Annotated in this window: 19 protein-coding genes; 16 read left to right on the top strand and 3 right to left on the bottom strand. The window is 48.6% G+C overall.

Translation table 11 applies throughout. The features are described 5' to 3' along the window. The first annotated feature begins 6 nt into the window (after positions 1–6). Entirely contained in the window at positions 7–405 is a 399-nt protein-coding gene (gene dhaM, locus I8U18_RS13995) for a dihydroxyacetone kinase phosphoryl donor subunit DhaM (protein ID WP_198056358.1), read from the top strand. Between the two features lie 91 nt (positions 406–496). Continuing rightward, positions 497–1,429 (top strand): bile acid:sodium symporter family protein, encoded by a 933-nt coding sequence (locus I8U18_RS13990; protein ID WP_198056316.1) that lies wholly within the window; start codon positions 497–499, stop codon positions 1,427–1,429. 178 nt (positions 1,430–1,607) lie between these two features. Here the strand turns inward: I8U18_RS13990 and I8U18_RS13985 are convergent, their stop codons facing one another. Further along, positions 1,608–2,495, bottom strand: a complete 888-nt coding sequence (locus tag I8U18_RS13985) for a LysR family transcriptional regulator (RefSeq protein ID WP_198064863.1) — start codon at positions 2,493–2,495, stop codon at positions 1,608–1,610. Positions 2,496–2,623: 128 nt separating this feature from the next. On the opposite strand from I8U18_RS13985, the gene I8U18_RS13980 reads away from it, so the two are divergent. Then, entirely contained in the window at positions 2,624–3,541 is a 918-nt protein-coding gene (locus I8U18_RS13980; RefSeq protein WP_198064862.1) for a PhzF family phenazine biosynthesis protein, read from the top strand. A gap of 204 nt (positions 3,542–3,745) precedes the next feature. Here the strand turns inward: I8U18_RS13980 and I8U18_RS13975 are convergent, their stop codons facing one another. Next, positions 3,746–4,312: a cysteine hydrolase family protein gene (locus I8U18_RS13975; protein WP_198064861.1), complete on the bottom strand. Its 567-nt coding sequence runs from the start codon at positions 4,310–4,312 to the stop codon at positions 3,746–3,748. 110 nt (positions 4,313–4,422) lie between these two features. On the opposite strand from I8U18_RS13975, the gene I8U18_RS13970 reads away from it, so the two are divergent. The 8 genes from I8U18_RS13970 to I8U18_RS13935 all read left to right on the top strand — a co-directional run bounded on the left by I8U18_RS13970 (position 4,423) and on the right by I8U18_RS13935 (position 14,892). Continuing rightward, on the top strand, positions 4,423–5,031 hold the full coding sequence (locus I8U18_RS13970; protein WP_198056320.1) for a TetR/AcrR family transcriptional regulator: 609 nt from the start codon (positions 4,423–4,425) through the stop codon (positions 5,029–5,031). 408 nt (positions 5,032–5,439) lie between these two features. Then, a complete protein-coding gene (locus I8U18_RS13965; protein WP_198064860.1) occupies positions 5,440–6,906 on the top strand; it encodes a CoA-acylating methylmalonate-semialdehyde dehydrogenase in 1,467 nt (488 codons plus the stop codon). Positions 6,907–6,966: 60 nt separating this feature from the next. Beyond that, a complete protein-coding gene (locus I8U18_RS13960; RefSeq protein WP_198064859.1) occupies positions 6,967–8,361 on the top strand; it encodes an aspartate aminotransferase family protein in 1,395 nt (464 codons plus the stop codon). A 45-nt stretch (positions 8,362–8,406) separates the two neighbouring features. Next, positions 8,407–9,927 carry an NCS1 family nucleobase:cation symporter-1 gene (locus I8U18_RS13955; RefSeq protein WP_198059434.1) on the top strand — a complete coding sequence of 507 codons (1,521 nt, stop codon included), beginning with the start codon at positions 8,407–8,409 and terminating at the stop codon, positions 9,925–9,927. Between the two features lie 13 nt (positions 9,928–9,940). Next, positions 9,941–11,275 (top strand): NAD(P)-dependent oxidoreductase, encoded by a 1,335-nt coding sequence (locus tag I8U18_RS13950; RefSeq protein WP_370589399.1) that lies wholly within the window; start codon positions 9,941–9,943, stop codon positions 11,273–11,275. Between the two features lie 20 nt (positions 11,276–11,295). Further along, positions 11,296–12,555, top strand: coding sequence for an NAD-dependent dihydropyrimidine dehydrogenase subunit PreA (gene preA, locus I8U18_RS13945; protein ID WP_198064857.1), 1,260 nt, complete (start codon positions 11,296–11,298; stop codon positions 12,553–12,555). A 19-nt stretch (positions 12,556–12,574) separates the two neighbouring features. Further along, positions 12,575–13,966, top strand: a complete 1,392-nt coding sequence (gene hydA, locus I8U18_RS13940) for a dihydropyrimidinase (protein ID WP_198059432.1) — start codon at positions 12,575–12,577, stop codon at positions 13,964–13,966. A gap of 35 nt (positions 13,967–14,001) precedes the next feature. Next, entirely contained in the window at positions 14,002–14,892 is an 891-nt protein-coding gene (locus tag I8U18_RS13935; protein ID WP_198059431.1) for a nitrilase-related carbon-nitrogen hydrolase, read from the top strand. Positions 14,893–14,938: 46 nt separating this feature from the next. Here the strand turns inward: I8U18_RS13935 and I8U18_RS13930 are convergent, their stop codons facing one another. Beyond that, positions 14,939–16,597: a PucR family transcriptional regulator gene (locus I8U18_RS13930; RefSeq protein ID WP_198064856.1), complete on the bottom strand. Its 1,659-nt coding sequence runs from the start codon at positions 16,595–16,597 to the stop codon at positions 14,939–14,941. 566 nt (positions 16,598–17,163) lie between these two features. On the opposite strand from I8U18_RS13930, the gene I8U18_RS13925 reads away from it, so the two are divergent. The 5 genes from I8U18_RS13925 to I8U18_RS13905 all read left to right on the top strand — a co-directional run bounded on the left by I8U18_RS13925 (position 17,164) and on the right by I8U18_RS13905 (position 25,361). Beyond that, positions 17,164–17,376, top strand: a complete 213-nt coding sequence (locus I8U18_RS13925) for a hypothetical protein (RefSeq protein ID WP_198056329.1) — start codon at positions 17,164–17,166, stop codon at positions 17,374–17,376. Between the two features lie 9 nt (positions 17,377–17,385). Then, positions 17,386–19,824: a UvrD-helicase domain-containing protein gene (locus tag I8U18_RS13920; RefSeq protein WP_198064855.1), complete on the top strand. Its 2,439-nt coding sequence runs from the start codon at positions 17,386–17,388 to the stop codon at positions 19,822–19,824. A 364-nt stretch (positions 19,825–20,188) separates the two neighbouring features. Further along, positions 20,189–22,384 (top strand): hypothetical protein, encoded by a 2,196-nt coding sequence (locus I8U18_RS13915; RefSeq protein WP_198064854.1) that lies wholly within the window; start codon positions 20,189–20,191, stop codon positions 22,382–22,384. Further along, positions 22,356–24,032, top strand: a complete 1,677-nt coding sequence (locus tag I8U18_RS13910) for a UvrD-helicase domain-containing protein (RefSeq protein WP_198064853.1) — start codon at positions 22,356–22,358, stop codon at positions 24,030–24,032. The genes I8U18_RS13915 and I8U18_RS13910 overlap by 29 nt, the downstream gene beginning before the upstream one ends. A gap of 327 nt (positions 24,033–24,359) precedes the next feature. Continuing rightward, positions 24,360–25,361 (top strand): HNH endonuclease, encoded by a 1,002-nt coding sequence (locus I8U18_RS13905; protein ID WP_198064852.1) that lies wholly within the window; start codon positions 24,360–24,362, stop codon positions 25,359–25,361. Positions 25,362–25,544 lie beyond the last annotated feature (183 nt).

The raw sequence follows: 25,544 nt of genomic DNA, 5'->3' as shown, positions 1-25,544 counted from the left end.
GACGGCATGGCGGAATATGTCGGAGTCGTTATTGTTTCTCACAGCCATGAGTTAGCCAAGGGGTTAAAAAAGCTGCTTTCCCAATTGAGTTCCCATGTTCCCGTCGCTTATGCGGGGGGGACGGATGAGGAGGAACTTGGCACGAGTGCAGACAAGATTCAAAATGCGATAAGATCGGTTTATTCCGATAAAGGTGTGGTTGTCCTCTTTGATCTGGGGAGTGCCCTGATCAATACCGAATTGGCGATCGAGCGGCTGGCGGAAGAAAACATCACAAAGGTTCATATCGCAGATGCGCCATTGGTGGAAGGTGCCTATGCGGCTGTGGTGCAGTCCGGGTGTGGGTCCAGCCTGGATCAGGTAATCGAGGTAACGCGAAAAGCCAAGTCAATGGTGAAAATATAGGCATCCATCCGGACGGTACACTGAAAGATATCCACCCGAAAGGGCGCAGGTTAATTGCGATAGCATACATGATAGATAGGGGACTTTTGGGATGTTTATAGAAAAAATCAGCGCGTTTGCAGGAAAAACTTTTACGTTTTGGGTCATTCTTTTTTCGGTGATTGCCTATTTGTTCCCAGGCGATTTCATATGGATCGGGGATTATGTCGTTCCCCTGTTGGGAATTGTCATGTTTGGGATGGGACTTACATTGTCGGCAGCCGATTTTAAAGAAGTTTTTCGCCGGCCAAAAGATGTGGCGATCGGGGTGCTTTGTCATTATCTCATTATGCCAGGGTTAGCATTTTTATTGGCATGGGGATTACATCTGCCGCCGGAGGTGGCTGTTGGCGTCATTTTGGTAGGGTGCTGTCCGAGTGGTACAGCATCCAATGTGATGGTGTTTCTGGCCCGGGGGGATGTCGCCCTTGCTGTGTCCATCGCCTCAGTTTCCACGATTATTGCCCCTGTTGTCACTCCGTTTCTGATCTATTTGCTTGCGAGTAAGTGGGTGGAGATCAATATCTGGTCACTGATTGTTTCGATTATTCAGGTCGTGATCATCCCGTTGGCTCTGGGATTTATCATTAAGAAATTCTTTGGTAGACAGGCAGAAGCGAGTGCAAAAGCCCTGCCGCTCGTCTCTGCCGCCGCGATTGTGATCATTGTTGCAGGAGTCGTGGCTGGCAGTCAGGCAAAGCTGGCTGTTACGGGGCCGTTGATTTTTGCTGTGGTGATTTTGCATAATGTATTGGGCTTTCTGCTGGGCTTTTTCCTCTCCCGTCTGTGCGGAATGGATTTGGCAAAACAAAAGGCCGTGGCAATGGAAGTAGGGATGCAGAATTCCGGATTGGGTGTAGCGATTGCAACGGCGAATTTCTCACCGTTGGCTGCCGTACCCAGTGCAATTTTCAGTGTATGGCACAACATATCAGGTTCGATCCTCGCCTTTGTTTTCAGCCGTATGAGGGATAAAAAAGAATAAAGAACGGGTTGTACAATCAGTCTATGAATTTTTGGCGGATGAAATAGAGTCGGCATGGAGACCCCTGCCACAGCTGAAGGCAGGGGTTTTGTTATGAAATTTTTTTGGTATGACCGGTGCATCATTTCGGTCCTGGATGTAATCTATACGCAAAATGGGAAGGGAAGAGGGGACTTTCTCAGGTGTTTTTCCCGTTTTCCTTGACCCAGGCAGTAACCGTTTCCCAAAACTTTTTGGCTGCCGGAGAGAGTGAATCCCTTGAGGTGGTGGCAATTCCGATGGTTCTATATATTTCTTCCCCCATTAAAACACGGTGAACGCCGGTCATGTCGAGGGGGAGGGTCATCTCCGGCAAAATGCTGATTCCCAGTCCTGCCCGTACCATGGCCACGATGGCCTCATCGTTCTCCATTTCAAAACGGATATTGGGTTGCACATTTTTTTCCCGGAACAGTTTTTTGATATGAAGATCGCAACCTTTTTTGGGCAGAATGAAAGGCTCTGCCGCAATTTGTTCAATGGCAGGGGAGGGATGGAGGTGCAAAGGGTAGCCGGCCGGAAGAAGAAGCACCAAACAGTCGTTTTTCAACATTTCCATATCGTAATCCGTTTGCTCTTTGCTAACCGGGATAAAGCCGAGATCGACAGCCCCCGTCCGGATCTGCTTTTCCACTTCGTCATAACCGCCTTCATGCAGTTTCACTTCGATCTCAGGGTATCGGCTTTGAAACTGGTTCAGGATCGGGGGGAGCCACTTGGTGGAAACACTGGGAAAGGTACCGACCCGAACGGTTCCCGTTTGCAAACCGGTGAGTTGGGCTGCTTCTTGTTTCATTTGTTCCGTCGCTCGCAAAATTTGCCGGATATAGCCAAGCATGCGCTCCCCGTTCGGCGTCACTTGAATTCCCGCGCGGCTGCGATGAATCAGCAGAAAACCGAGTTCAGACTCCAGCCCTGCAAGCGCGTGACTTACGGCAGATTGGGACAATCCCAGTTCTTCCCCTGCTTTGGTGAAACTCCCAGTTTGTGCGACTTTCAGAAAGACTTCCATTTGCGCGAGTGTCAATTCCGTTCTCTCCCTTTTTAAGAATCAATTTTATTCATGTATATCATTATAACAATTCATTTTACTAATGAAAAAGAAAGCGTTATGCTGGAATTGCACGGGAAACGATCAGTGAAAGGAGAAGGAAAATGAAGGCTTTAAATTATATTCTCGTTGATGTGTTCACCAATCAAAAATTCGGAGGAAACCCCTTGGCCGTGTTTGAAGAAACAGGACCGTTGGACCCCGGTCTGATGCAAAAAATTGCGAATGAATTAAATTTGTCCGAGACCGTCTTTGTCTTCCCGCCCACGAAACCGGGAAACACAAAAAGAATCAGAATCTTTACGCCGCGGATGGAATTGCCGGTAGCTGGTCATCCCACAGTGGGAACAGCATTTTTATTGGGACATGAAAACTGGACAGTGACCCGGGAGGGGGTCAACGAATGGATTCTGGAGGAAGAAGTGGGAGATATTCAAGTCTACGTTCATAAAGAGCAAGGCAAGATGACTCGAGCCGGAATGAAACAACCGATCCCCGCGTTTGGCGATGTGTTTTCCGATCGGGAAAAAGCCGCCTGGCTTCTTTCTCTGTCGCCGGGGGACTTGCATGCTGATTTGCCCGTTCAGACCGTTTCTTCGGGAGTCCCGTTTCTCTATATCCCCGTTCGTTCGCTCGAGGCTATGAAAAAAATCAAATTCCGCAACGATGTGTGGAAACAATGGTTCGCTGACCGTCCCGAAACGCAGCACATTTATGCTTTTACCCTGGAAACGGTCAATCCCGATTTCCACGTGCATGGCCGCATGTTTGCCCCCGCGATGGGAATTATGGAGGACCCGGCCACAGGAAATGCCAACGGGCCTTTGGGGGCTTATCTTATTCAACATTCTCTCGTACCGGCCAAGGAAACCGGATTGTATGAAATCCGCAGCGAGCAAGGCATCGAAATGGGGCGTCCCAGTTTCATCGACATCAGGATTCGGAAAAAAGGGGATGCATTTGAAGAGGTTAGATTGGGCGGAGCCTGCGTGAAAGTGGGGGAAGGGAGAATATTTGTCTGATCTTCGCGTGATATCCCTTCTCCACGGTAAATGGAAAAACGTGCCTTCCCAGGAGTCGTAATTTTCGGAACCTTTATTCGGGGCTCGCCCTTCTTGCGAAGGAGAATCGTTCAGACGATGAACAAGCGCCTCACCGAGAAATCCTGGGGAGGCGCTTGTTCATCGTCTGTTCTTTTCGCAATCCGGGGTGCCTGCGTTCGCTTATCAATCCAAGGTATCGATCCAAGCGTCGACAGTCATGACTTCCGCTTGTCGTGGGAACACTTTCTCGATGAGAACACGGTGAACTTCAGGATCGGAATCGAGACAGGCATCCGAAAGCACAGTAAGTGCAAAGTCTTTATCTGCTGCTTCCCGCAATGTCGAAAGAACCACTCCACTCGTGGCAATGCCGCTGAGAATCAGTTTGTTGATTTGGCGGGATCGGAGAATCACCTCAAGGTCACTTCCGGAAAATGCACTGACGCGAAGCTTGGTGACAACCGGCTCGTCTGGTTGGGGGTTCAGAGATTCGTGAATTTGCGTCGCCGTGTCTGAGAGAGTCATTCCGCCAAAATTGGAAATCGCTGAGAACGTCTTGTTTTTCGGGCTGATCTCGGGGTATCCTTCGCGGAATGCGACTCGGACAAAAATAACCGGAATGGAGTGACGGCGTGCGGCTTCCACGGCTTTCCGGAACGGCAGCAGCGCGTTCTCATTTTCTGCGAATCGCGAGACAATGCCGTTTTGTATATCCATGACCAACAGTGCAGCTTTGTCATGATTCTGCATGTGTTGTTCACTCCTGTTCATTATGTTAGTATTAAGCGGAGAATTCTCCATTTAATATTAACCGGAGAACTCTCCACTTGTAAAGCTGGATTTTGGGAAGTGGTGGTACAGTGAATGATGCAGACGCCATCCGCTCTCGTTCTGAACGCCGCGATGCCGCCGAAAATCGTCAGCGTATCCTGAAGGCGGCAATCAGGCTGTTTGAGCAATATGGTGTCGAACAAGTCAGTATGAATCAAATTGCCACAGAAGCGAAGATCGGGTCGGGAACGCTCTATCGCCGGTATAGAAACAAAGGTGAAATCTGCCTGGATTTAATTAAAGACCAAATTTGTCTGCTTTTTGAAGATATTGAAGCTTATTTGCAAGAGAACGGCACAGAGCCGCCTGACCGACGATTGAAAGGGATTCTCGGCTTATTTATCCGTTTTCGCGAGAAAAAAGCACAATTGCTTAAAGGAGTAGAGAACTTTGCGACAGCCAAACCGCCCCGGTATCGAATGCAGAATCCTCTGTATAACCAGATGCATGAAATACTCGTCCGGCTGTTTGACGAGATGGCTGAAAATAAGCAGTCCCAACCCGACAGTGTTTTCAGGGCCGATCTGTTGCTGACGGCATTAAGCAGTGATTCCTATTTATTTCAAAGAGACGTGCGTGGGCATTCGCCTGAGAAGATACTGGAACAGCTCTGTTTAACCTTTATTACTCCTGAGTGAGAGCGTGTTTTTCAAAATGGGATGTTCTCCTCCGGTTCCGTTTTTTCCATACGAATCTCGATGTTGCAGGGAAGGATTTTTGCTGGCCGGGGCGTGGGAGAAATCCTTTTTCCCTCCCCTCCTTCTTCATGATCAGTCAGTGGAGTTTTCCCTGACTCGCCAGGTCGTTTGACAAATTCCAATTAAACCGGGTTGGATTTATGCATAATTGTATAAATTGACGAGAAATTAGAGTGTATTTCTGTGCATTTTGTATGATAAAATATCGTTTTCTTTTTGTTATGATGGTTTATGGGATGAGAAAGGGATAGAATCACCGGGCTTTCTTTCCGGGCCTCAGACGCTTTTCTTCATTATTGTCTGAATTATGGGAATTAAAAGAGGATCAAATGCAAATGAGGTGATGGAATGAGCATGATTGTAAAAGGGGATCGCCTGCCCAATTTCGTGGGGGGGAAGTGGTGCACGTCCAATACCCGGGATGTGTTGCCTGTTCCCAATCCGGCAACGGAGGAAGTGCTCGCTCTGGTTCCTCTTTCCGGGACTGCTGAAGTGGATGCGGCAGTCCGGTCAGCACAGGAAGCTTTTTTGGCCTGGAGAGAAACTCCTGTTACGGAACGGGTACGAATTCTTCTGAAATTCAGGGAATTGCTGGTACAACATCTGGACACTCTTTCACGGACGTTGACGGAAGAGAACGGCAAAACCTTGAATGAAGCGAAAGCGGAGATCTGGCGGGGAATCGAAGTGGTGGAATTTGCCGCCGGGATGCCTTCCTTGATGAAGGGAGAGGTGACTCCCCAGGTTTCCCGCGGGATTGATATGGAAATGGTGCGTGATCCCGTGGGAGTGGTGGCGGGAATTACCCCGTTCAACTTTCCGGTGATGGTGCCTCTGTGGATGGTTCCCTTGGCGTTGGCGGCCGGTAACACCTTTGTTCTCAAACCCTCCGAACGCACGCCTTTGTCTGCGGTCCGCCTGGTGGAACTGGCGGTCGAAGCAGGTCTGCCCGAAGGGGTCTTCAATCTCGTTCACGGGGGAAAAGAGGCGGTCGATGCGTTGCTCTGCCATCCGGGAGTGGACGCGGTATCTTTCGTAGGGTCACAGCCGGTGGCGGAACATGTCTACAAGACGGCGGCAGCACACGGAAAACGGGTGCAGGCTCTGGCCGGAGCGAAAAACTGCCATATCGTCCATGAAGATGCCAACATGGAAGGAGCCGTGCAGTCCATCACCGGGTCGGCGTTCGGTTGTGCCGGGCAGCGATGCATGGCCGGGAGTGTAGTGGTGGTACTCGAATCGGTCGCGGATCGTTTTCTGAAGGACCTTGTTGCAGTGGCCGAACGCGTCCGGGTGGGGAACGGATTGGAGGAAGGTACCGAGCAAGGTCCCCTGATCCGGGATGAACATCGGAAAAAAGTGCTTGAGCGGATCGAACAAGGGCTGAAAGAAGGCGCGGTAATGCTCCGGGACGGCCGGAACCTGGTGGATCAGATGGACAGAGGGTTTTTCCTTGGGCCGACGATTTTGGACCGGGTTCGGCCGGAGATGACAGTGTTCCGGGAAGAGCTTTTTGCCCCTGTGCTAAGTGTGATTCGGGTGAAGGATCTGGACGAAGCGATTCGGGTGGTGAACCGTTCCCGCTTTGGCAATGCTGCCGTCCTTTACACAGAAAGCGGAAAGGCTGCCCGCCGGTTCCGGGAGCGGGTTCAGGCGGGAATGCTTGGAATCAATGTAGGTGTACCGGTTCCTGCTGCTTTTTATCCCTTCAGCGGTTGGAAGCAGTCTTTCTACGGTGATCTGCATGCCAACGGGAAAGATGCAGTGGAATTCTACACCCGGAAGAAAGTGGTCACATCCCGATGGTTTGGATAATAGCAGGTGTTCTTGAAGAACGGTTGCCATTATCGCCTTGAGCGGAGAGGAGAAGGCAAGATGGAGAATTATTCTTCCCGACCTGCGAAAGCGTTGGGGAAAGAAGAGCGGGAACGTTGGCTCGACAAGGATCGTCAGTATGTCTGGCATCAGATGCAACCCTATGCTTCCAGCCTGAATCCTTTGGTGATCACGCAAGGGGATGGGGCATGGGTGATTGATCTGGAAGGGAATCGTTATCTGGATGCGATGTCGGGCTTGTGGTGTGTCAATCTGGGGTATTCTGAGCACGAATTGGCGCAGGCAGCTTATGAGCAGCTTTGCCGGATGCCTTATTATCCTTTGACGCAAAGCCACCTTCCGGCGATCGCTCTGAGCGAGAAACTGAACGAGTGGCTGGGTGGGCCTTACCGTATTTTCTACTCCAACAGCGGCTCGGAAGCAAACGAGGCGGCTTTCAAGATCGTTCGCCAATATCATGCCCAAAACGGCCAGCCAACCCGTTGGAAGTTCATTTCCCGTTACCGGGCCTATCACGGGAATTCCTTCGGGGCATTGGCCGCTACGGGTCAGGCTGTGCGAAAACAGAATTACGAACCCCTCTCCCCGGGATTTGTCCATGTTCCCCCGCCGTATTGCTACCGTTGTCCTTTCGGGAAGACGCAGGAATCCTGCCGCCTTGAGTGTGCCTCCATCATTGAAGAGGTGATTCGTTGGGAAGGTCCGGACACGGTGGCGGCAGTGATCATGGAGCCGGTGATTACCGGAGGTGGTGTGATCGTTCCGCCCCCGGAGTACATGAAACAGGTTCGGGAGATTTGCGACCGGTACGGGGTGCTGTTGATCGTGGACGAGGTGATTTGTGGTTTTGGGCGGTCAGGGCGCCGGTTCGGTCATCAAAACTTCGGGATCCGGCCGGATGTGGTCACCATGGCCAAAGGAATTACGAGTGCCTATTTACCTCTGTCGGCGACAGCGGTCCGGGCCGAATTGTTTGATGCGTTCAAGGAAGATCATCCTTACGCTCATTTCCGGCATGTCAATACCTTTGGGGGGAATGCAACAGCCTGTGCGCTTTCCCTGAAAACACTGGAATTGATGGATGAACGGAAGCTGGTGGAACGAAGCCGGGAATTGGGAGAAAAACTGCAAGCGTTGTTAAAGCCTCTTTGGGATCATGACAATGTCGGGGATATGCGTTTCTTTGGTTTCATGGCCGGAATTGAATTGGTCGGGAACCGTAAAGACAAAAAACCGGCTTCTGCCGAATTCGTCGGACGCGTCATTGCCGCTTGCAAAAAGAGAGGGGTGCTGATCGGAAAAAACAGCGATACCGTACCGGAAATGAACAACGTGTTAACCTTGTCTCCTCCCCTGATCATCAGCGACCGGGATCTGGAATTTTTGGCCCGGGTGGTGATCGAGTCGGTCCAAGAGGCCGGTGCCTCCGGTTAAGCCGAGTCTGTCTGTGCGAGCCATGAAATGGATGGAGGAGATCCGATGAAGTCGCAAACTGAGAAAGACGGCATTGTCACGCTGACCGGCGATATGGCCCGGCAACTGAGTGATAGCCCGCTGTGGAATGAGGATCTTCGCCCCACAACCCGCAAGGAGCACCATTGGACTGCATGGAACTTTGCCGCTTTGTGGATCAGCATGTGCCTTTGCATCCCCGCTTATGCCCTGGCGGGAGGCATGATCTCGCTGGGAATGAACTGGTGGCAGGCTGTCCTCACCGTCTTGATCGGCAATCTTATCGTCTTGATCCCCATTTTGTTAAACGCCCATGCCGGAACCAAGTTCGGCATTCCCTATCCTGTATATGCCCGGTTATGGTTTGGATCAAGAGGGGCGCACATTCCCGCGCTGGCCAGAGCCTTGATCGCCGCGGGCTGGTTTGGGATCAACTGCTGGATCGGGACAACGGCGATCGACGGATTGCTTCAGGCGGTTTTTAAAGGTTGGAAGGAGGTGCCCGGGCATACCCCGCTCGTTTTCCTCATCTTTTGGGGATTGAACGTCTTCGTGGCCTACAAGGGACCGGAGAGCATCAAGAATCTGATGCGGTTTTCGGCACCGCTGTTGATGGTCGCGGTGATGGGACTGTTCATCTGGGCGGTGATAAAAGCGGGCGGGTTCGGGCCGATGCTCTCCGCTCAGTCGAAACTGAACACTCCGGGAGAGTTTTTGAAGGTGTTTTTTCCGTCCCTGATGGGGTGTATCGCTTTTTGGGCCACCATGGCGTTGAACATTCCCGATTTCTGCCGCTACGCCAAAAGTCAAAAGGCGCAAGTGGTCGGGCAGTCCCTCTCGCTTCCGTTGACCATGGGGGTATTTTCCTTCATTGCCATCGCCGTCACTTCGGCAACGATCGTCATTTTCGGAGAAGCGCTCTGGGATCCCGTGGCCATTCTCAACCGCTTTTCCGCTCCGGTCGTTTTGATTGGCGCCGTCATCATAACCCTTTCCAGTCTGACCATCAATGTGGGTGCCAATGTTGTGGCCCCGGCGAGAGCGATCGAGAATTTGTGGCCGCGCCGGATCACTTTTGCCACAGGCGCATTGATCACCGGCTTGCTTGGGATCGTTATTCAACCCTGGTATATCATGGAGAATTTCGGAAACTACATTTTTGGCTGGCTTGGCACCTACGGGGCGCTGCTCGGCCCGATCGACGGGATTGCCATTGCCGACTATTGGCTGGTTCGGAGGAGGCGGTTGGCGCTGGCCGAGCTTTACATGGCCCGTGGCCGCTATCACTACGCCAAGGGGGTGAACTGGAACAGCGTCATCGCTTTGCTCGTTGGGGTGGCTGTGCCGATTCTGGGCCGTTTCCTCCCGGGATGGGACTGGCTCTGGTCCAACGCGCTGGTGGTCGGACTCGTCGTGGCCGCAGTGGTCTACACCTTTCTGATGCACCGCCATGAATCGCTGGTTTCTCCTGCGGAATATGCGCGGATTACCCAAATCGAATCCCGCACCCCGACATCTGCTGTGTCCTTGCCGGAGGAGACAGAATAAGGAGGGAAAAAGCTTGTCCCAGGGAAAAAACAGCAGGTTGAGCGAACCGATCTACCGGGAACTGACCCGGATGGACGTGGTGAACGAGGCGAATCGATGTTTGTTCTGCTACGATGCTCCCTGCACCCGCGCCTGTCCCACCCATATCGATGTTCCTTCTTTTATCCGCAAGATCGCCACGGGAAATTTGAAAGGAAGTGCCCGTGTCATCATGGAAGCCAACCCCGTGAGTGCCAGCTGTGCACGGGTTTGTCCAACGGAAGAGTTATGCGAGGGGGCTTGTGTTCTTAAAGATGAAGAATCTCCCATCCGGATCGGCGATTTGCAGCGCTATGTCACAGATTGGGCCCGGCAGAACGGTGTGCAGCTGTTTCGCCCCGGACCGGCAACCGGGTACAGGGTGGCCGTGGTCGGCGGAGGGCCGGCCGGTCTTTCGGCGGCTCGTGAACTGGCACGCATGGGGCATGACGTAACGATTTTTGAGGCCAAGCCGGAACTTGGGGGGTTAAACACGTACGGCATCGTGCCTTTCCGTTTGCCCGGGGAGATCGCCCTGTGGGAGGCTGAACAGGTAGTCAAGCTGGGCGTGAACGTGCACACCGGGGTTACGGTGGGAAAAGATGTTCCTGCACAGGAATTATTGGAACGTTTCCATGCCATCGTTTTGGCTTTTGGCATGGGAACCGTGCCGCGTCTCGGCATCCCCGGCGAGGAACTGGAGGGTGTGTGGGATGCGATCGATTTCATTGAGCGGGTCAAAACAGGGGATGGTGTCGGGGAAATCGGGAAGCGGGTGGTCGTTGTCGGGGCCGGAAACACCGCGATTGATGCGGCAACATGTTGCAAGCGTATGGGTGCGGAACAGGTGACCATGTTTTATCGCAGGACGGAAGCGGAAATGACAGCCTATCCTTTTGAGTATGAATTTGCCAAACAGGAAGGCGTGGAGTTCCGCTGGCTCTCTGTTCCCCGGCGGATTCTCGGAGAAAACGGCCGTGTCAGTGCAGTGGAGTTTATTTGCATGCGACTCGACGTACCGGATCATTCCGGACGCCCCCGACCGGTGCCGGTTCCCGGAACGCAATTCACAGTGGAAGCGGATACGGTGATCCGGGCGATTGGCCAGTCGCGCCTGACCCGGTTGCTGAACGAACTCCGGATCAAATGCCGGAACGGCGTGGTTCAGGTGGATGAATGTTTCCGGACAAACCGGGCCAACATTTTCGCCGCCGGTGACTGCACCTTTGAGCGGGGCAAAGGGGAGGCGATGGTGGTCGAGGCAGCGGAGCAGGGAAAAATCGTGGCCCGGAGCGTTCACCAGTACCTGAAGCAAGTCAAGAATGTTTAATCTGCGGGGAGGTGTTCGAGATGGCCGATCTGTCCATCGATTTGGCGGGGATTCAAAGCCCCAACCCCTTCTGGCTGGCTTCGGCTCCGCCCACCAACAGCGGTTACCAGGTGATGCGGGCCTTTGAGGCGGGCTGGGGCGGTGCGGTATGGAAAACGCTGGGTGACCCGATCGTCAATGTCTCTTCCCGGTTTGCCGCTTTCAATTTTGGCAACCGCCGCATGTTGGGAATGAACAACATCGAATTGATCACCGACCGTCCGCTGGAAGACAATCTGAAGGAGATCCGGGAAGTGAAGCGAAAATTTCCCGACCGAACCATCGTCGCTTCTCTCATGATGGAACCAAAGAGAGAGCGGTGGCACGAGCTGGTAAAACGGGTTCAAGATGTCGGCGTGGATGGATTTGAACTTAATTTCGGCTGTCCCCACGGCATGTCGGAAAGAGGAATGGGATCGGCTGTCGGCCAGGTTCCCGATCTCGTCCGGCAAAATACCGAATGGGTCAAAGAAGTGGCCGAGGTCCCGCTCATCGTCAAGCTGACCCCCAACATCACCGATATCCGTCACACCGCCCGGGCAGCGGTGCAGGGCGGAGCTGATGCCGTCAGCATGATCAACACCATCAACAGCCTGATGGGAGTGGATTTAACGACCTGGAATCCGATCCCCCATGTCGACGGAAAAGGTGCCCACGGGGGTTATTGCGGTCCCGCCGTTAAACCGATTGCCCTCCATATGGTGGCGGATTGTGCACGGGATCCGGATATAGGCGTGCCGATTTCAGGCATTGGCGGAATTTCCACCTGGCAGGACGTGGTCGAATTTCTGCTGATGGGTGCGACGGGCGTGCAGGTGTGCACCGCGGTCATGCACCACGGGTTCCGGATCGTGGAAGATATGATCGATGGGTTGAACAACTATCTCGATGAGAGGGGGCTCTCTTCGGTCAGCGAACTGATCGGCAAATCCGTCCATCGCTACACGGAATGGGGAAATCTCAATCTGGAGTATAAAGTGGTGGCGAGGATCGATCCGGATGTCTGTATCCATTGCAACAAATGCTATATTGCCTGCGAGGATACAGCTCATCAATGTATCGACCGGATTGAACGGGAGTCCGGTCCGCCTCAACTGGTCGTCCGGGAGGAAGATTGCGTGGGCTGTAACCTTTGTTCAATGGTTTGTCCAGTGGATGGTTGCATCACGATGGTTGAAGTGGAGACCGGAAGACCGCCGCAAACATGGCGGGAACGGGCAATGGAAGGCGGAAACCAATAACCAGCGGGAGGTTCGCTTTATGGGTACATTGATCCGGGGCGGAACGATTGTAACCGCCAGCGACGTGATGACCGCCGACGTCCTGATTGAAAACGGCAAGATTACCCACATCGGAGAACGGATTCTTTCCATTGGTCATGAGATGATCGATGCAACGGGCTGTTATCTGTTTCCGGGAGGCGTTGATCCCCACACCCATCTGGATATGCCTTTTGGCGGAACGATCACGGCGGATGATTTTCAAACGGGAACAATTGCCGCCGCTTTTGGCGGAACCACGACCATCGTGGATTTCGCTCTGCACCAAAAAGGGGACACACTGGCCAACTCCCTGCAAACCTGGCATGAGAAAGCAGAAGGAAAAGCGGCCATTGACTACAGTTTTCACATGATGGTCGGGGACATGCGGGAAGCGGTTATGAATGAGATTCCTCACTTGGTGGAAAAGGAAGGCATAATGTCCTTCAAGGTGTTCCTGGCGTACAAAAATAATCTGCAGGTGGACGATGAAACCCTGTTTCGCGTGCTGCAAAAAGCGGCCAAATGCGGAGCTCTGGTCCAGGTACACGCGGAAAACGGCGATGTGATCGATGTATTGGTGAAAGACGCTCTGGCCAAAGGAAAAACCGAACCCAAATACCATGCTTTGACGCGGCCGCCCGAAGCGGAAGGGGAGGCGACGGCACGGGCCATTCGCCTGGCGGAGATTGCCGGTGCTCCCTTGTATATCGTTCACGTCACCTGCGCCCAAGCGTCGGATGCCATCAGTGAAGCGAGAAAGCGGGGGTTGCCGATTTACGGGGAAACCTGTCCGCAGTACTTGGTCTGCGATGTTTCGGATTATGAACGTCCCGGTTTCGAGGGGGCTAAATACGTAATGTCCCCGCCGCTCAGGGAGAAATGGCACCAGGAAGTACTTTGGAACCGGCTTCGGAATCTCGAATTGCAAGTGCTTGGATCAGACCAGTGTTCCTTCAATTTCAAGGGACAAAAAGAACTGGGGCGGAACGACTTCACCAAAATCCCCAACGGAGCCCCCACCATTGAGAACCGCATGTCGATTCTTTACCACTGTGGAGTGAACGAAGGGCGAATCGGCCTGACGAAATTTGTTGCTCTCACTTCCACCAATGCGGCAAAACTGTTCGGTCTGTTTCCTGAAAAAGGGACGATTGCCGTAGGGAGTGACGGGGACATTGTCATTTGGGACCCTGAAACCGAGTGGACGATCTCGTCGAAAACTCACCATATGAACGTTGATTACAATCCGTTTGAAGGAATGAAGGTGAAGGGCAAACCCAAATGTGTTCTGCTCCGTGGACAGGTGATTGTCGAGCATGACCGGTTTACAGGCAAGCCGGGCATGGGGCAATTTCTCCGGGCCAAGCCGTTTTCTCAGGTCGATGTGTGAGGCAAAAAGCCGAAAAAAGAGGAAGGAGTGGGACGATGGGTTCCAAAGTCAAAATCGGTTTGATTCAAGCTCATCATCATGTGGACGGCCGGGAGCCGGTTGAGACTCACAAAAAGGCGGCCATCGAAAAACATCTTCCGTTGATCCGGCAAGCGGCGTCCAAGGGTGCACGGGTGATCTGTCTGCAAGAACTCTTTTACGGGCCTTATTTTTGCACGGAACAGAATCCCAAATGGTATGCGGCTGCGGAAAAAGTGCCCGACGGACCTACAACCCGCCTGATGCAAGAGCTGTCCAAAGAGCTTGGGGTGGTACTGATCGTTCCTTTATATGAGGAAGAACTGCCCGGCGTCTATTACAATACAGCCGCCGTGATCGACGCAGACGGCAAATTTCTGGGCAAATACCGCAAACAGCATATTCCCCAGGTACAGGCCGGTCCTGCCGGATGCGGTTTCTGGGAAAAATACTATTTCAAACCCGGTAATCTGGGTTATCCGGTGTTTGACACGGCTTTTGCCAAGGTGGGCGTCTATATCTGCTACGACCGCCATTTTCCGGAGGGAGCACGCCTGTTGGGATTAAACGGGGCGGAAATCGTGTTCAATCCCTCGGCGACAGTAGCCGGTCTTTCCGAATACCTTTGGAAGCTGGAGCAGCCGGCACATGCTGTAGCCAATGGTTATTACCTCGGGGCGATCAATCGGGTCGGCTGGGAAAAACCTTGGGATATGGGGGAGTTTTACGGACAATCGTATCTGGTGAGCCCCCGCGGTGAGTTTGTGGCAATCGGCGAACGGGATCGGGAGGAAGTGGTGATCGGGGAGATGGATCGGGAGGTAATCCGGGAAGTTCGGGACACCTGGCAGTTTTTCCGCGACCGCCGGCCTGAGACATATCGGGAAATGTTGGACCTCTTGCCCTGAAAACAAGGAAATACGGGGGCTGATCCGATTCAGCCCCCCCGATTTTTTATTTACTTATTCGATGGCTGGCATGCCGGTTTTCCTGGGATCTGAGAAAATTGCGGGCGGCCAGGGCGGTGTCCAAAGCGAGACGGCGGGAGGGTGAATCCCAGTTTTCCCCGAGAAGAGAGGAGATTTGCTCCAGCCGGTAATACAAGGTTTGCCGGTGGATAAACAGAGCCTTGGCCGTTTGCTGCTTGGACTGTCCGGAATTGAGGAATGTTTCCAGTGTATGAACCAATTCGGTTCCGTTTTCGCGGTCATAGTCCAAAAGCGGACCGATCTGGTGGCTGATGTAATCGGATAAAACAGCGGGATCCACCTGTAAAAACAACTGCCAGGTATGAAGGTCATCGTAGAAGACAAGGTGGAAAGGGCAATCAGGTGAGCGTTCGCCGTGCTTGCGGTCGGGCTTCCTTTTTGCCGTATGGGCAGCGAACCGCGGTCGGATCTTCAGCGCCTGTTTCGCCTGTTGCCAAGCGGCGGGGGCCTCGGACAGGCTGGAAAAGATCCGGCTGATTCCGACCGTCCAGTGATATTGACAATTAAAGCAGGAGGAATCTGTTTGCCTGAACAAGTGGGTAAAACTTTCCCGGATCCGCTGAAGGAACGGAACAGGTGAGGAAGGTTGAGCATCCGCCAGCACGATGGACCACAGATCTCCATGAGAGGCAAACCATCCAAGAATGCCAAAACGCGCAAAGGTTGAATATGCACGACGCACCCATTGCAGAATGGCTATATCTTCATGAGACAGGGGACATTCTGTCGGCGAAGAGAGAGAGTGAAGATCCGTATGGACGGCGGCCAGGACGATTTTTCCGCCCGATGAGAGTACCGATGACAAAGGCGCAGGGATATCGGCCCGTCCGGAATGCAGGCAATCATCAATCCATTTTTGCACCTTTCTCAGACGGCGTTCTTCCAGGGAAAGTCGGCGAAGTAATTCCTGGGCGATGGCGATGGCTGCCTGGTCCAGAATCAGTTGGATGTATTCTTTGGCCTCCCCGCGATAGTCGAGGTACAGCTCCCCCACCTGCATGTCCAGGGCAATGATTGGCTGACGGCATGTTCCTTTTTTCAGGAACCGTTCTTTTTCGCATGACTCCGGAAAAGTGATGTCCGTTCCCCAATCGTCGCGAAGCCATACGGCGCATCCTGTTTCCTGATGCAGTAGTTTGAGGATCCCCAGAGTTCCTTGCGGCCGGAGCGTTAATTGGAGAAACCGGTTGGAAATCGCCTCCAGGGCAACGAGCCGGTGATGGTGCCGATTGATCAGACAGGCATGGATGTCCTGGGTGATCTCAATAAAGCGGACTTCTTCTTTAAAAACAATAATGGGAAAAGCACAGGTATCGGCGTATTGGAGGATGGAGCGGGGGATGTCCGTGAAGCGCTGAACCAGTTCGATGCATAATCCGGAAACTCCGCATTCCACCAACTGCTTGACGAAGTGAAACACTGACTCCTCTTTTCCGTCCAGACCGACACCGGTCGTCAGAATGAGTTCCTGCCCGTTGACAAAAGAGGCCGCATCGGAAACCTCCAACACGTGAACCCATCGGACCGGTCGGTTCAGACCGCGGGAGCCGGCCATCACTTTGGCTTTGGCAAAGGTGGGGCGTTTCAGCATATCCGCCACGGTGAAGGGCTGTTGAATTTGCATGCATTTCCCTCCCGGGTAGATTTTATTCATTTGTTTCATGCATCGGTGGTCTGCAAATGAAACTGGCGATCGCTTGCGGTGACATCAACAGGGACAAGCAAAATTGAGGGGAGCGGGACATCTTCCTTTGACAAAAGAATAAACAGGGGAATATTTTTGTGAATTTTCAATCTCAGTTTAATGCAATTCAGATCCGTGAGCAATATTTTTTGATGTGATCAGAAGGGACGGGGTTGGGGGGAGGAGGAGCAGAAGCTGGATGTTAGTTGAAGAACCGGCCTAAACGAACTGCCCAGCCATGAACCAATGGTTTGAAATGATGATTCAGACCGGATCAATGGCATGCAGTTTTTTGAGGCGTTTTACCCGTTTTGTGTTCGGATGAACGAAGTATTTATTGTGCCGGTTCATTTTATGTCGTGTGGCTTCTGATCTTTTAAGCCTGATTTTTTTGTGGTAAAATTTAAATAATCTTTTTTATATTGTATATAAACAGGGTTTTTTTAGTAAATAATTTATTAATACTAAAAATATCACTTTTTATACGAATTAAAAAATAGGGGTTTATGCCAAGAAAAATAGATAATCCGAAACTCTCGTTTAATCTTTGCTACTTTTACTATCAACTGGACAGCGTCTATTGGGGGAAGCTCGAAAATGATGTGAACGATGAAAAAATAGAACGGATCGATAATATTCAGATTGACTGGCTTGGCAGTCGGTTGGCAGAACTGTTTGGAAATGTAGAGATTAATTCGACATCATTTCAGGAAGAGTGAGGAAAGCAGATGATAGCACCCAAGTATTCTGTAATAATCTATTCCTTTGATCTATTTCCGGAACTGCTGGCCAATATCGAATCCTGGATCAGGTCCGGAATAAAAATTTATCTTTTTACATCTGATGATTTAGAGAGGATTGAAAATAATCCCAAATGGAATGCTTTGCGAGAAAATCAATTTATGCAGTGGTTTGCTGTACCTTATCGAAATGAAGATGCAGGTAAAACAGTCTACTTTGAGGATGGTAAGATCACTGATCCGACATTGTTTCAATTTCTCTGTAACCATGCGGAAGAGAATGGATTTTACTCTTTCAATCCGGAGCAGTATCGTGCAGAGCATGCGTTGGAGGGCCGCCATCTGTTTGTCATGGCGGGGGCGGGTACGGGAAAGACAACTGTAATGATTAACCGTTTGCTTTTTCTAAAACATGTGAATCCTTTGTTTCGATTTGATCAGGTTGCGATGATCACTTTTACTAATGAAGCTGCTACTGTGATCAAAAGACGTTTGCACCGTCGCATAAAAGCGTATTATGAATTGACACTTGATCATAAATACTTGGACTGGTTGGATGAAGCCAAGGATTTACATGTGTCCACCATTCACTCCTTTGCCAAAAACCTGTTTGAGCGTGAAGGGAGGGAGTTGGGCTTTCCACCTAACGTTCGGATTCGTAAGTTTTTAGAAACCAGACGTTCATTGATTGAACAGTGGATCGATCGATTTGCCCAAGCCTATCCAGAATTGTATGAGACTTTTGGTAGGATTCGTCATTATCTGTTGGTTCAGACGGTTCTTTCGGTTGTAGATAAGTTGGAAAATCAATCACTGCATGAATGGCTTTATCAAAAGACGGATTTTGGATCGGATGAAAAAGGCTTTCATAAGTTACTGCAATTTGTAATTGTTAACAGTATGAATGAACTGCAAAAAATGAAACAAGAGCAGGCTAATTGGGAAGTCAATGACTTGATCCGTAAATTATATGAACTGCAACACACAGATAATGTTCAGTTAAAAAAAAGGTTTCATACTGTGATGGTGGATGAGTTTCAGGATACGGATTTCATGCAGGTCCAATTTTTATTGTGGTTACATAAGTTGATGAAATGCGATTTGTTTGTCGTAGGTGATGTCAAACAAAGCATTTACCGTTTTCGGGGCGCAGACTATACTGCGTTTGACCAACTTCGCAGCGGTTTGGATCCAGCTATGGTTACTGAAATAAATTTGATAAGGAATTATCGTACCAGCAGTAAGCTTTTGAAGGAGATGGATGGATTTTTTCAGATATGGGGAGAGAAAGTCCGTGGTTTTCTTTACAATTCAAATGACCGATTGTTGGCGATGATAAACGAAGCTGAGGAAGGTATTCAGTTTAAAGCATTGGATCTGGCAACCGTATTTAAAGACCAACTGTTCAAACTGGAAGGAAAAGAGACTGCGATCTTGGTACGTTCTAATGCAGAAGTGCAACAGATTGTAGAGCAGTGCGAGGAGTGGGGGATTTTCTGCGAAGGACAAGTACAAGGACAGTTTTACCGTTCCCTGCCGGTGCGGGAGCTGTATATGCTCGTCCGATTTTTGATAATGCCGCAGTCAGCGTCCAACTGTTTTTCATTAAACAATTCTTCGTATGGTGAGAATACGATTTCGCCAAAGATGATAATCAAGCAGTTCGTTCCGGAAAAAAAGAATCTTTGGTCTATTTGGAAACAACAGCCTGATTATGCTTACTGGCAAAATTGCTTGGAACGAAGCCGCAAGGTTCCACCGATTATTTTGCTTGAGCAGATCATTCAAGAGAGGCAGCCGGCCCAACAATATGTGAAGCGATTGTGGGAACGAATCCAGTGTGATCGTCCGGATGCTCAACCAGAGAGCCTTTGGGAGCAGTGCGTCCGACGGATGTATCAGTATCAGAGTCGTCTCGAGTATCTTTTGTATATCCTGAAACAGCATTTTTCTGACCGGATCGCAACTCTGTATGGAATTGAGCGTTTTTTAAGGATTCATATCCAGACCGATGTCGAGGAGAATGACCCACCCGTACCCGAGTTGGAAAACAACAGCTCTCAACTGATTCGATGCATGACCGTTCATAAAGCGAAAGGACAAGAATTTGACTATGTGATCATGCCGAGATTGGATTCCCCGTTTCTCGTCTATGGGCGACCCCATATTTTTTTGAAGATGAATGAAGAACGACCACAAGTGGCATATCAGGTGAAATTGGAAGAGATGACGATTCGCAACAGTTTTTATACAGAATTAAAGAAAAAGGAGCAATTGGAACTTGTTGCGGAAGAAACGCGTTTGCTCTATGTAGCAATGACCAGGGCTAAAAAGGGATTGATCCTCGGCAGACCAAAATCCTGTACCCATGATAGCCCTGCCAACTGGGCAGAACTTCTGGGATGGGGGGGAACGGTTTTTGTTTAAAATCGAGACTTATCAAAATCCACATGAATACTTTCATTCATTTTCTCTGGAAAAAAATGCGCTTCATGTAACGGGGGACTCTTCTTTTCGCACCTATCTTATTCAAAAATCTGATTCGAAGGAACAAGTTCTTACATATGATCAGATGCAACAAAAGTTGTTTCCTAAATGGAATTCCCCTTTCTCAGATTTGCTTTTAAAGTCCAAAGTCCGGGCGATCCTGGAAAACCTTTTGCCAGACCAATACCAGAGAAGTATGGATCATTTTCTTCAGGATTGGATCCATCGCTTTCGTTTTCTGGTTGAACTCGGTCTTAACATTTCCGCGGAACCTTTGGAAGAAGAGCAAACTCCGGAGCGCAAGTTGTTTCATGAAGTTTGGGAGAAGTTGCTTAAAGATGCACAGGTTAAGCGTTTGCTGTTTTCCAGGCAGCAAATCGACATCGGGAAATTGATACGCCAGGTCTTCTCTCCTGGGATTACTGCCATTTACGTCTACCACATGATTCAATTGGATGCAAGTCGGATGATGTTCTTCTGCCAATGTGTTCAGTCTGGGTTTCAGGTTGTGTTTCGCATCCCGTACATTGCATCACTGCCTGATGTGTATAAGCCATGGAGACAAGTTTTCGAAAAAATCGGTTCCCCGTTCTGGCTGGAAAAACATTCAGATCGGACGATTTCTATGGGGAATCGTTGGGCTTCTTTTGTCGAGGGGAAATCCGATTTCAAAAACGTGAGTGATAGTCGGAACATTGAACTGTTTCAGTTTGTCTCTCCGGTTCATTTTAATCGTTTTCTTATGCAACATCATAAGAAAAATAAGAAAGGAAGAATCCTGGCAGCAAATTCAAAAAGATTAAATCAGATGTTTCGACGAAGTATGTCAAGTGGCTCAACCAAAGAAAAAAACTGTTTCCCCCTAACGCAATTGCCATGTAATCGCTTTTTCTTTCATCTTTACGAATGTAAAAGAGAAGATCAGACTGTCTGGATTGAGTATGAGCATTTGTTTGAGTGTATAACGTCAGGATGGATTATGGTTCGCGATGTGAGTGGAATCGAAGCGATTTCTTTTTTGCTAGATCTCGAACCTTATATGAAGGGGATCAAGACCGTTGACGAAGCGATCGAAAGGTTGCAAAGGTTGGAGGAACTAAGGGGAGCCAGTGACCAATTTGATCAATTGGCCCGTGAAAGAACGGGACGCAGCCGGATCAAAATGTATTTATCCAATCCGTTTCGCGTCTTTCCCTATGTTCACCGCAATCGCTATTCGGTAACCCTTAAACAATTACAAGATTTGTTCAAACAATTTAACCAGATTGCTCTTTCGCTGTTGCCCGAGGAACAGAAACAAATGTCTTTAAAAAAACACATGCAACTTCTTAGACAGCTATATAACAAGGTTAAAGAGCATTTACCCATCAATGCGGAAGAGAGAGAACGAATGGATAAAGCTTTTCGGACGACCATTTTTGAATCTTGGAACATGTCCCGGGCAGAATTGAAAGAATGCGTCCATATCCTTTTAAGCAGGACGAATGTTGAAGAGGATTTGGACAATTTAAATCAACTTGAAGGATTGGTGTTGCAGAGCGATTTTATTCATGTGACTTCTTTGTCTATACAGGGGTTGAAGGATTATTCAATTGAAGTGGAAATAGCCCCCCTCACTTTTTCATGGTTAAAAGAATGGAGCAAAAAACAGTTTGAAACAGATACGGTGCGGTACAATGCAGTATTGCTTGCACTGTTCACGCATTATCAGCTAAATCAAGTAGGTTTGTCATACTTTTATTTTCAACTCTATTTCCTGCTGGCATTTGCGAAAAAAGAAGTTCAACTTAGCTGGATTCAAGGCGTTTATGACAATGATGAGGAAAGCTCAGTTTTGGAGCTGCTAAATTCCCTTTATGGTAAACAACAGGAAATACCTTATTGGAATCCGCAATCAATAAAGTTGCAACTGCCAGATTTATCCTCCCGTGAGGAAAAACATCTGATCAATGCGAAAAATCTTCTTGGTCAAATTCCAGCAGTTTACTGGTTGGATCAGGATTTTTGTTCGCGCAAGTTTTTCTTTAATAGCTTGGTTGAGTTGCATCCAATCTACGATTCTGATTTTCATCAACGAATTGTTTTCTCCATTTTGGGTGCTTTGTTCACACAGCAGGCATTAGGGGAAGAAGGAGTAAAGGAACATCTTGATCCTCTGTTTCCCCAGTGGACACAAACATTGAAGAGAAACCTGGTTGAGACTGCTTCTAAAACGGATTTGCTTGTTTACCGATCTTTCCAGAATATCTCCTATCCCAAAGCGATGGAAAAATTGCAACGCTTATACAGCCGCTATCGGGTGACAAAAAGATGGAAGGTGGATTTTGCTTTTGAACGTGATCGCTTAAATGAAAAAGAATGGTTACAAGAATGGTTACAATCTGTTGAAGAAACACACGTTAAAGCAGAATCAGGATCTCACTGTGCCATGTGCCCATATCTCATGATTTGCGATAAAGGGGAGTTCACAGTTGACGGTAAGTACAGCAGCCAGAAGTGAAAGCAGAACTCAGTTTTTTCTCCGTACTGCAAAAGCTTGGCAAAATTATTTTGATGCAGAAGGGCTGTTGCCGGGGATTGATCCTTCTGATGAACAGAAAGTGATCATTCAACAAGAAGAGGACCAATTGTTGATCAATGGTTCCGCGGGAAGTGGGAAAAGCATCACTTTAATGTACAAATTGCTCAAAGTGATGAAGCAAGAGCAGGAACCGAGGCGGATTTTATATGTCACGTTCAATAAAACATTGTTAGATGATACAATAAAAAGGCTGAAAACTTCAGAAAAATATCGGGAGTTGACACAGAAACACCATTTGGATTTGTTTACATTTCATTGGCTGGCCTATCAATTACTGAAAGAGATGAAAGTTGCTCATGTAAAGCCGGTGGATACTTCGCTTAGAGGGATAAAGAGGCTTAATGATCGTCTGTACCGGAGAATCGAATCGATCAAGGAAAATTTGATGAATTCAGCTGAATACAAAAAAATGCCTGTCGAACAACGGTTATACAATACGCATACTGCTGGATTTATCGGGGATGAGATTATGTGGATGAAGGCTAACGGCATTGTCCGGGAAGAGAGTTATTTGCAGGTGGAACGGACCGGCCGCAGCCAGAATCCACGTCTTACCCGTCAGCAGCGAAAAACGTTGTTTCGAATCTTTGAAATTTACCAGGAACGAATGAAAAAGGATTACAATCATGATATGGATCTGGAAGATTACGCGTTAAATCTGCTGCGGATCATGGATCGTCTCCCGGATGCACTTCGCTATGATTATGTCCTCGTAGATGAGGTGCAGGATCTCCAACCCATGCAGATTCTTGCTTTGGTAAAGTTGACCAAAAAAGGGATTGTGCTGACTGGAGATCCAAAACAACGCATTTATAAGAGCACCCCACATACGTACAGCTCGCTTGGCTTGAATCTGACTGGTCGCAAAATCCGAACATTGAGGCAAAACTTTCGTTCCACCCGCCAGATTATGTCCCTGGCTGAGTCATTAACATTTCAGGATGTGGAAAACGATCGGTTGGATCATCTCGTGTTTGTTCGCGAGGGTGAAAAACCTGTGATTTCATATCATTTGGAACTTAGAAAACTGGCGGATGATATTGTAAAACAGATTCGTTCTATCCATGAACAAAACCCGGCGGCTTCCATCGCTATTATTCATCGATATGATGAGGAGCTGAACAGAGGGGTTCCAAACTCGCTCGAACGTTATTTAAAGCAACGGTTTTCTCTGATATCTACAGACGAATATAAACGGAAATTTGATTATCAATCAGAGAAGAAACCAGTTTTCTTTACTGATGTGTACAGTATTAAGGGACTGGAATTTGACCATGTCTTTGTAATTCATTTTGATCGGAATCATTACCCTATGAAGAAGAGAATTCAAGAGTTAAATAAGTGTGCAGAAAATCAGTTTTCAGATGGATATAAAAAAGATTTGGATAAGATTTTGAGTGATGAAAAGAAGTTGTTGTATGTTGCCCTGACCAGGGCCAAACATACCTTGCGAATTATGTATTATGGATCAAAACCGGAGTCCATTTCGCCGTTTGTAAGGGATTTCCGTACAGAAGATTATGAAGCTGTGGGGTTTGATAAAAACAAGTATACTAGGAAGAATTAAGAATTAGAGAGCCGGTTTCTTCCCGATATGATGATTAAGCAGGGATATTCAATAGTCAAACCGATTACGAAAGTATTGCCGAGCCCACTCCTGTAAGAGGCAATGAAAAGGGAGTGGGTCAAGTTTACCAAATTCAATCGGGTTTTATATTTTTTATTTGTATAATTTTATGTTAATTTCTTTTCTGTTTATGTTATCTTGTTAATGTATAATCTATTCTCCATAATTTTATCAACCTTTTAGCAACTTGCAAGTTTTGTGTGGGAGTTTTATCTTTTCGCCAATTCTTTCTTTGCAACATAAATCAAACAGCCAGAGGGGAACAGCATGAATATAAACAATTTGAAGAAAGAAGATTTTTGGCGGGCCATTATTCTTTATGGATTAAATCAGGCAACATATAAAATCGCACTGGGCCACTCTTTGATGCGTTTCTCGCAACAGGGAAAAACAAAAGTGACGATGTCTGAATTGGCAGAGGATTTTTTTGAAATGTATTTAAAAAGAGTTGAAAAAGAGAAGCCGCAATCATTTAATGAAAAAAGAAGATCCGTGATGGAGAGAATTATTGATTTATATAAACTGGGGAAGATCAACCGGAGCACTGCTGTGGAACAGGTTGAAAAAAATGCATTCCGCAATGTAATTTCCTCCTTTCATACCGTTTATAATCAAGCAGTTCCCGTCCAGTTTTATCAAAGGGACAAGGATGGGCTGATTTTGACTGATCATCTTTTTGAGGTTTTTTCATCGCAGAATCATTCAATCTTGAAAGAGGAATTGGATGCTCGGTGGGATCTTTTGGAAGCGGCTTTTGAGATGAGAAGGAATAACAGCCAACTGGTCAATGATATTCGCAGGATGTACTTGGTAAATGGCTATAAAAGAACTGATATTACCAAAAACAGACCTGTATTAAACGGTTATCAGAATAATGTCTGTTTCTACTGCAGAGAGGTTATGAATGGCGATGACGTCCATGTCGATCATGTTATCCCGCGGCAGTTAATCCATCATGATGAAGTTTGGAATTTGGTTTTGTCCCATGGTTTTTGCAATGAACAGAAAAGTGACAGTTTGCCGTCCGCCATCTATATTGAGAAGTTGATCAAACGGAATGAGCATTTTGTTGAGAGCAATCATCCGATAAAAGAAAAGCTGGTTGCTCAGTTGGGAAATACACCCAAAAAAAGAAGGGACTATGTACTTAAAGTATATAACGACGCAAAGATCGTGCTTGGCTACACTTGGGATGGAATAAGAGGATATCATCCGGAGACAGATCCGTTTTACAGGACGTATGTAAGATATTTGAATAAGGTGGATTGAGCTTGGGTTCCACAAGTGAGAATCATTTCGATTCAGCTATGGAGATGAGAGACTTGAATTGATATCAAACGATCTGACTGCTTTTTGCCTGGAAGACGCTGAAGTTCTCAAACTGAAGATCCCCATGAATCTATTGTAAAAGTGAATGCAGTGACGCGGCACTCTTCCCCTCGGGTGAACAGT

It is taken from the genome of Thermoactinomyces sp. CICC 10522, from assembly GCF_016055075.1.
GTDB classification, from domain to species: domain Bacteria; phylum Bacillota; class Bacilli; order Thermoactinomycetales; family Thermoactinomycetaceae; genus Thermoactinomyces_A; species Thermoactinomyces_A daqus.
The sequence above is the reverse complement of the archived record's forward strand: the minus strand, read 5'-3'. Positions and strand labels throughout refer to the sequence as shown.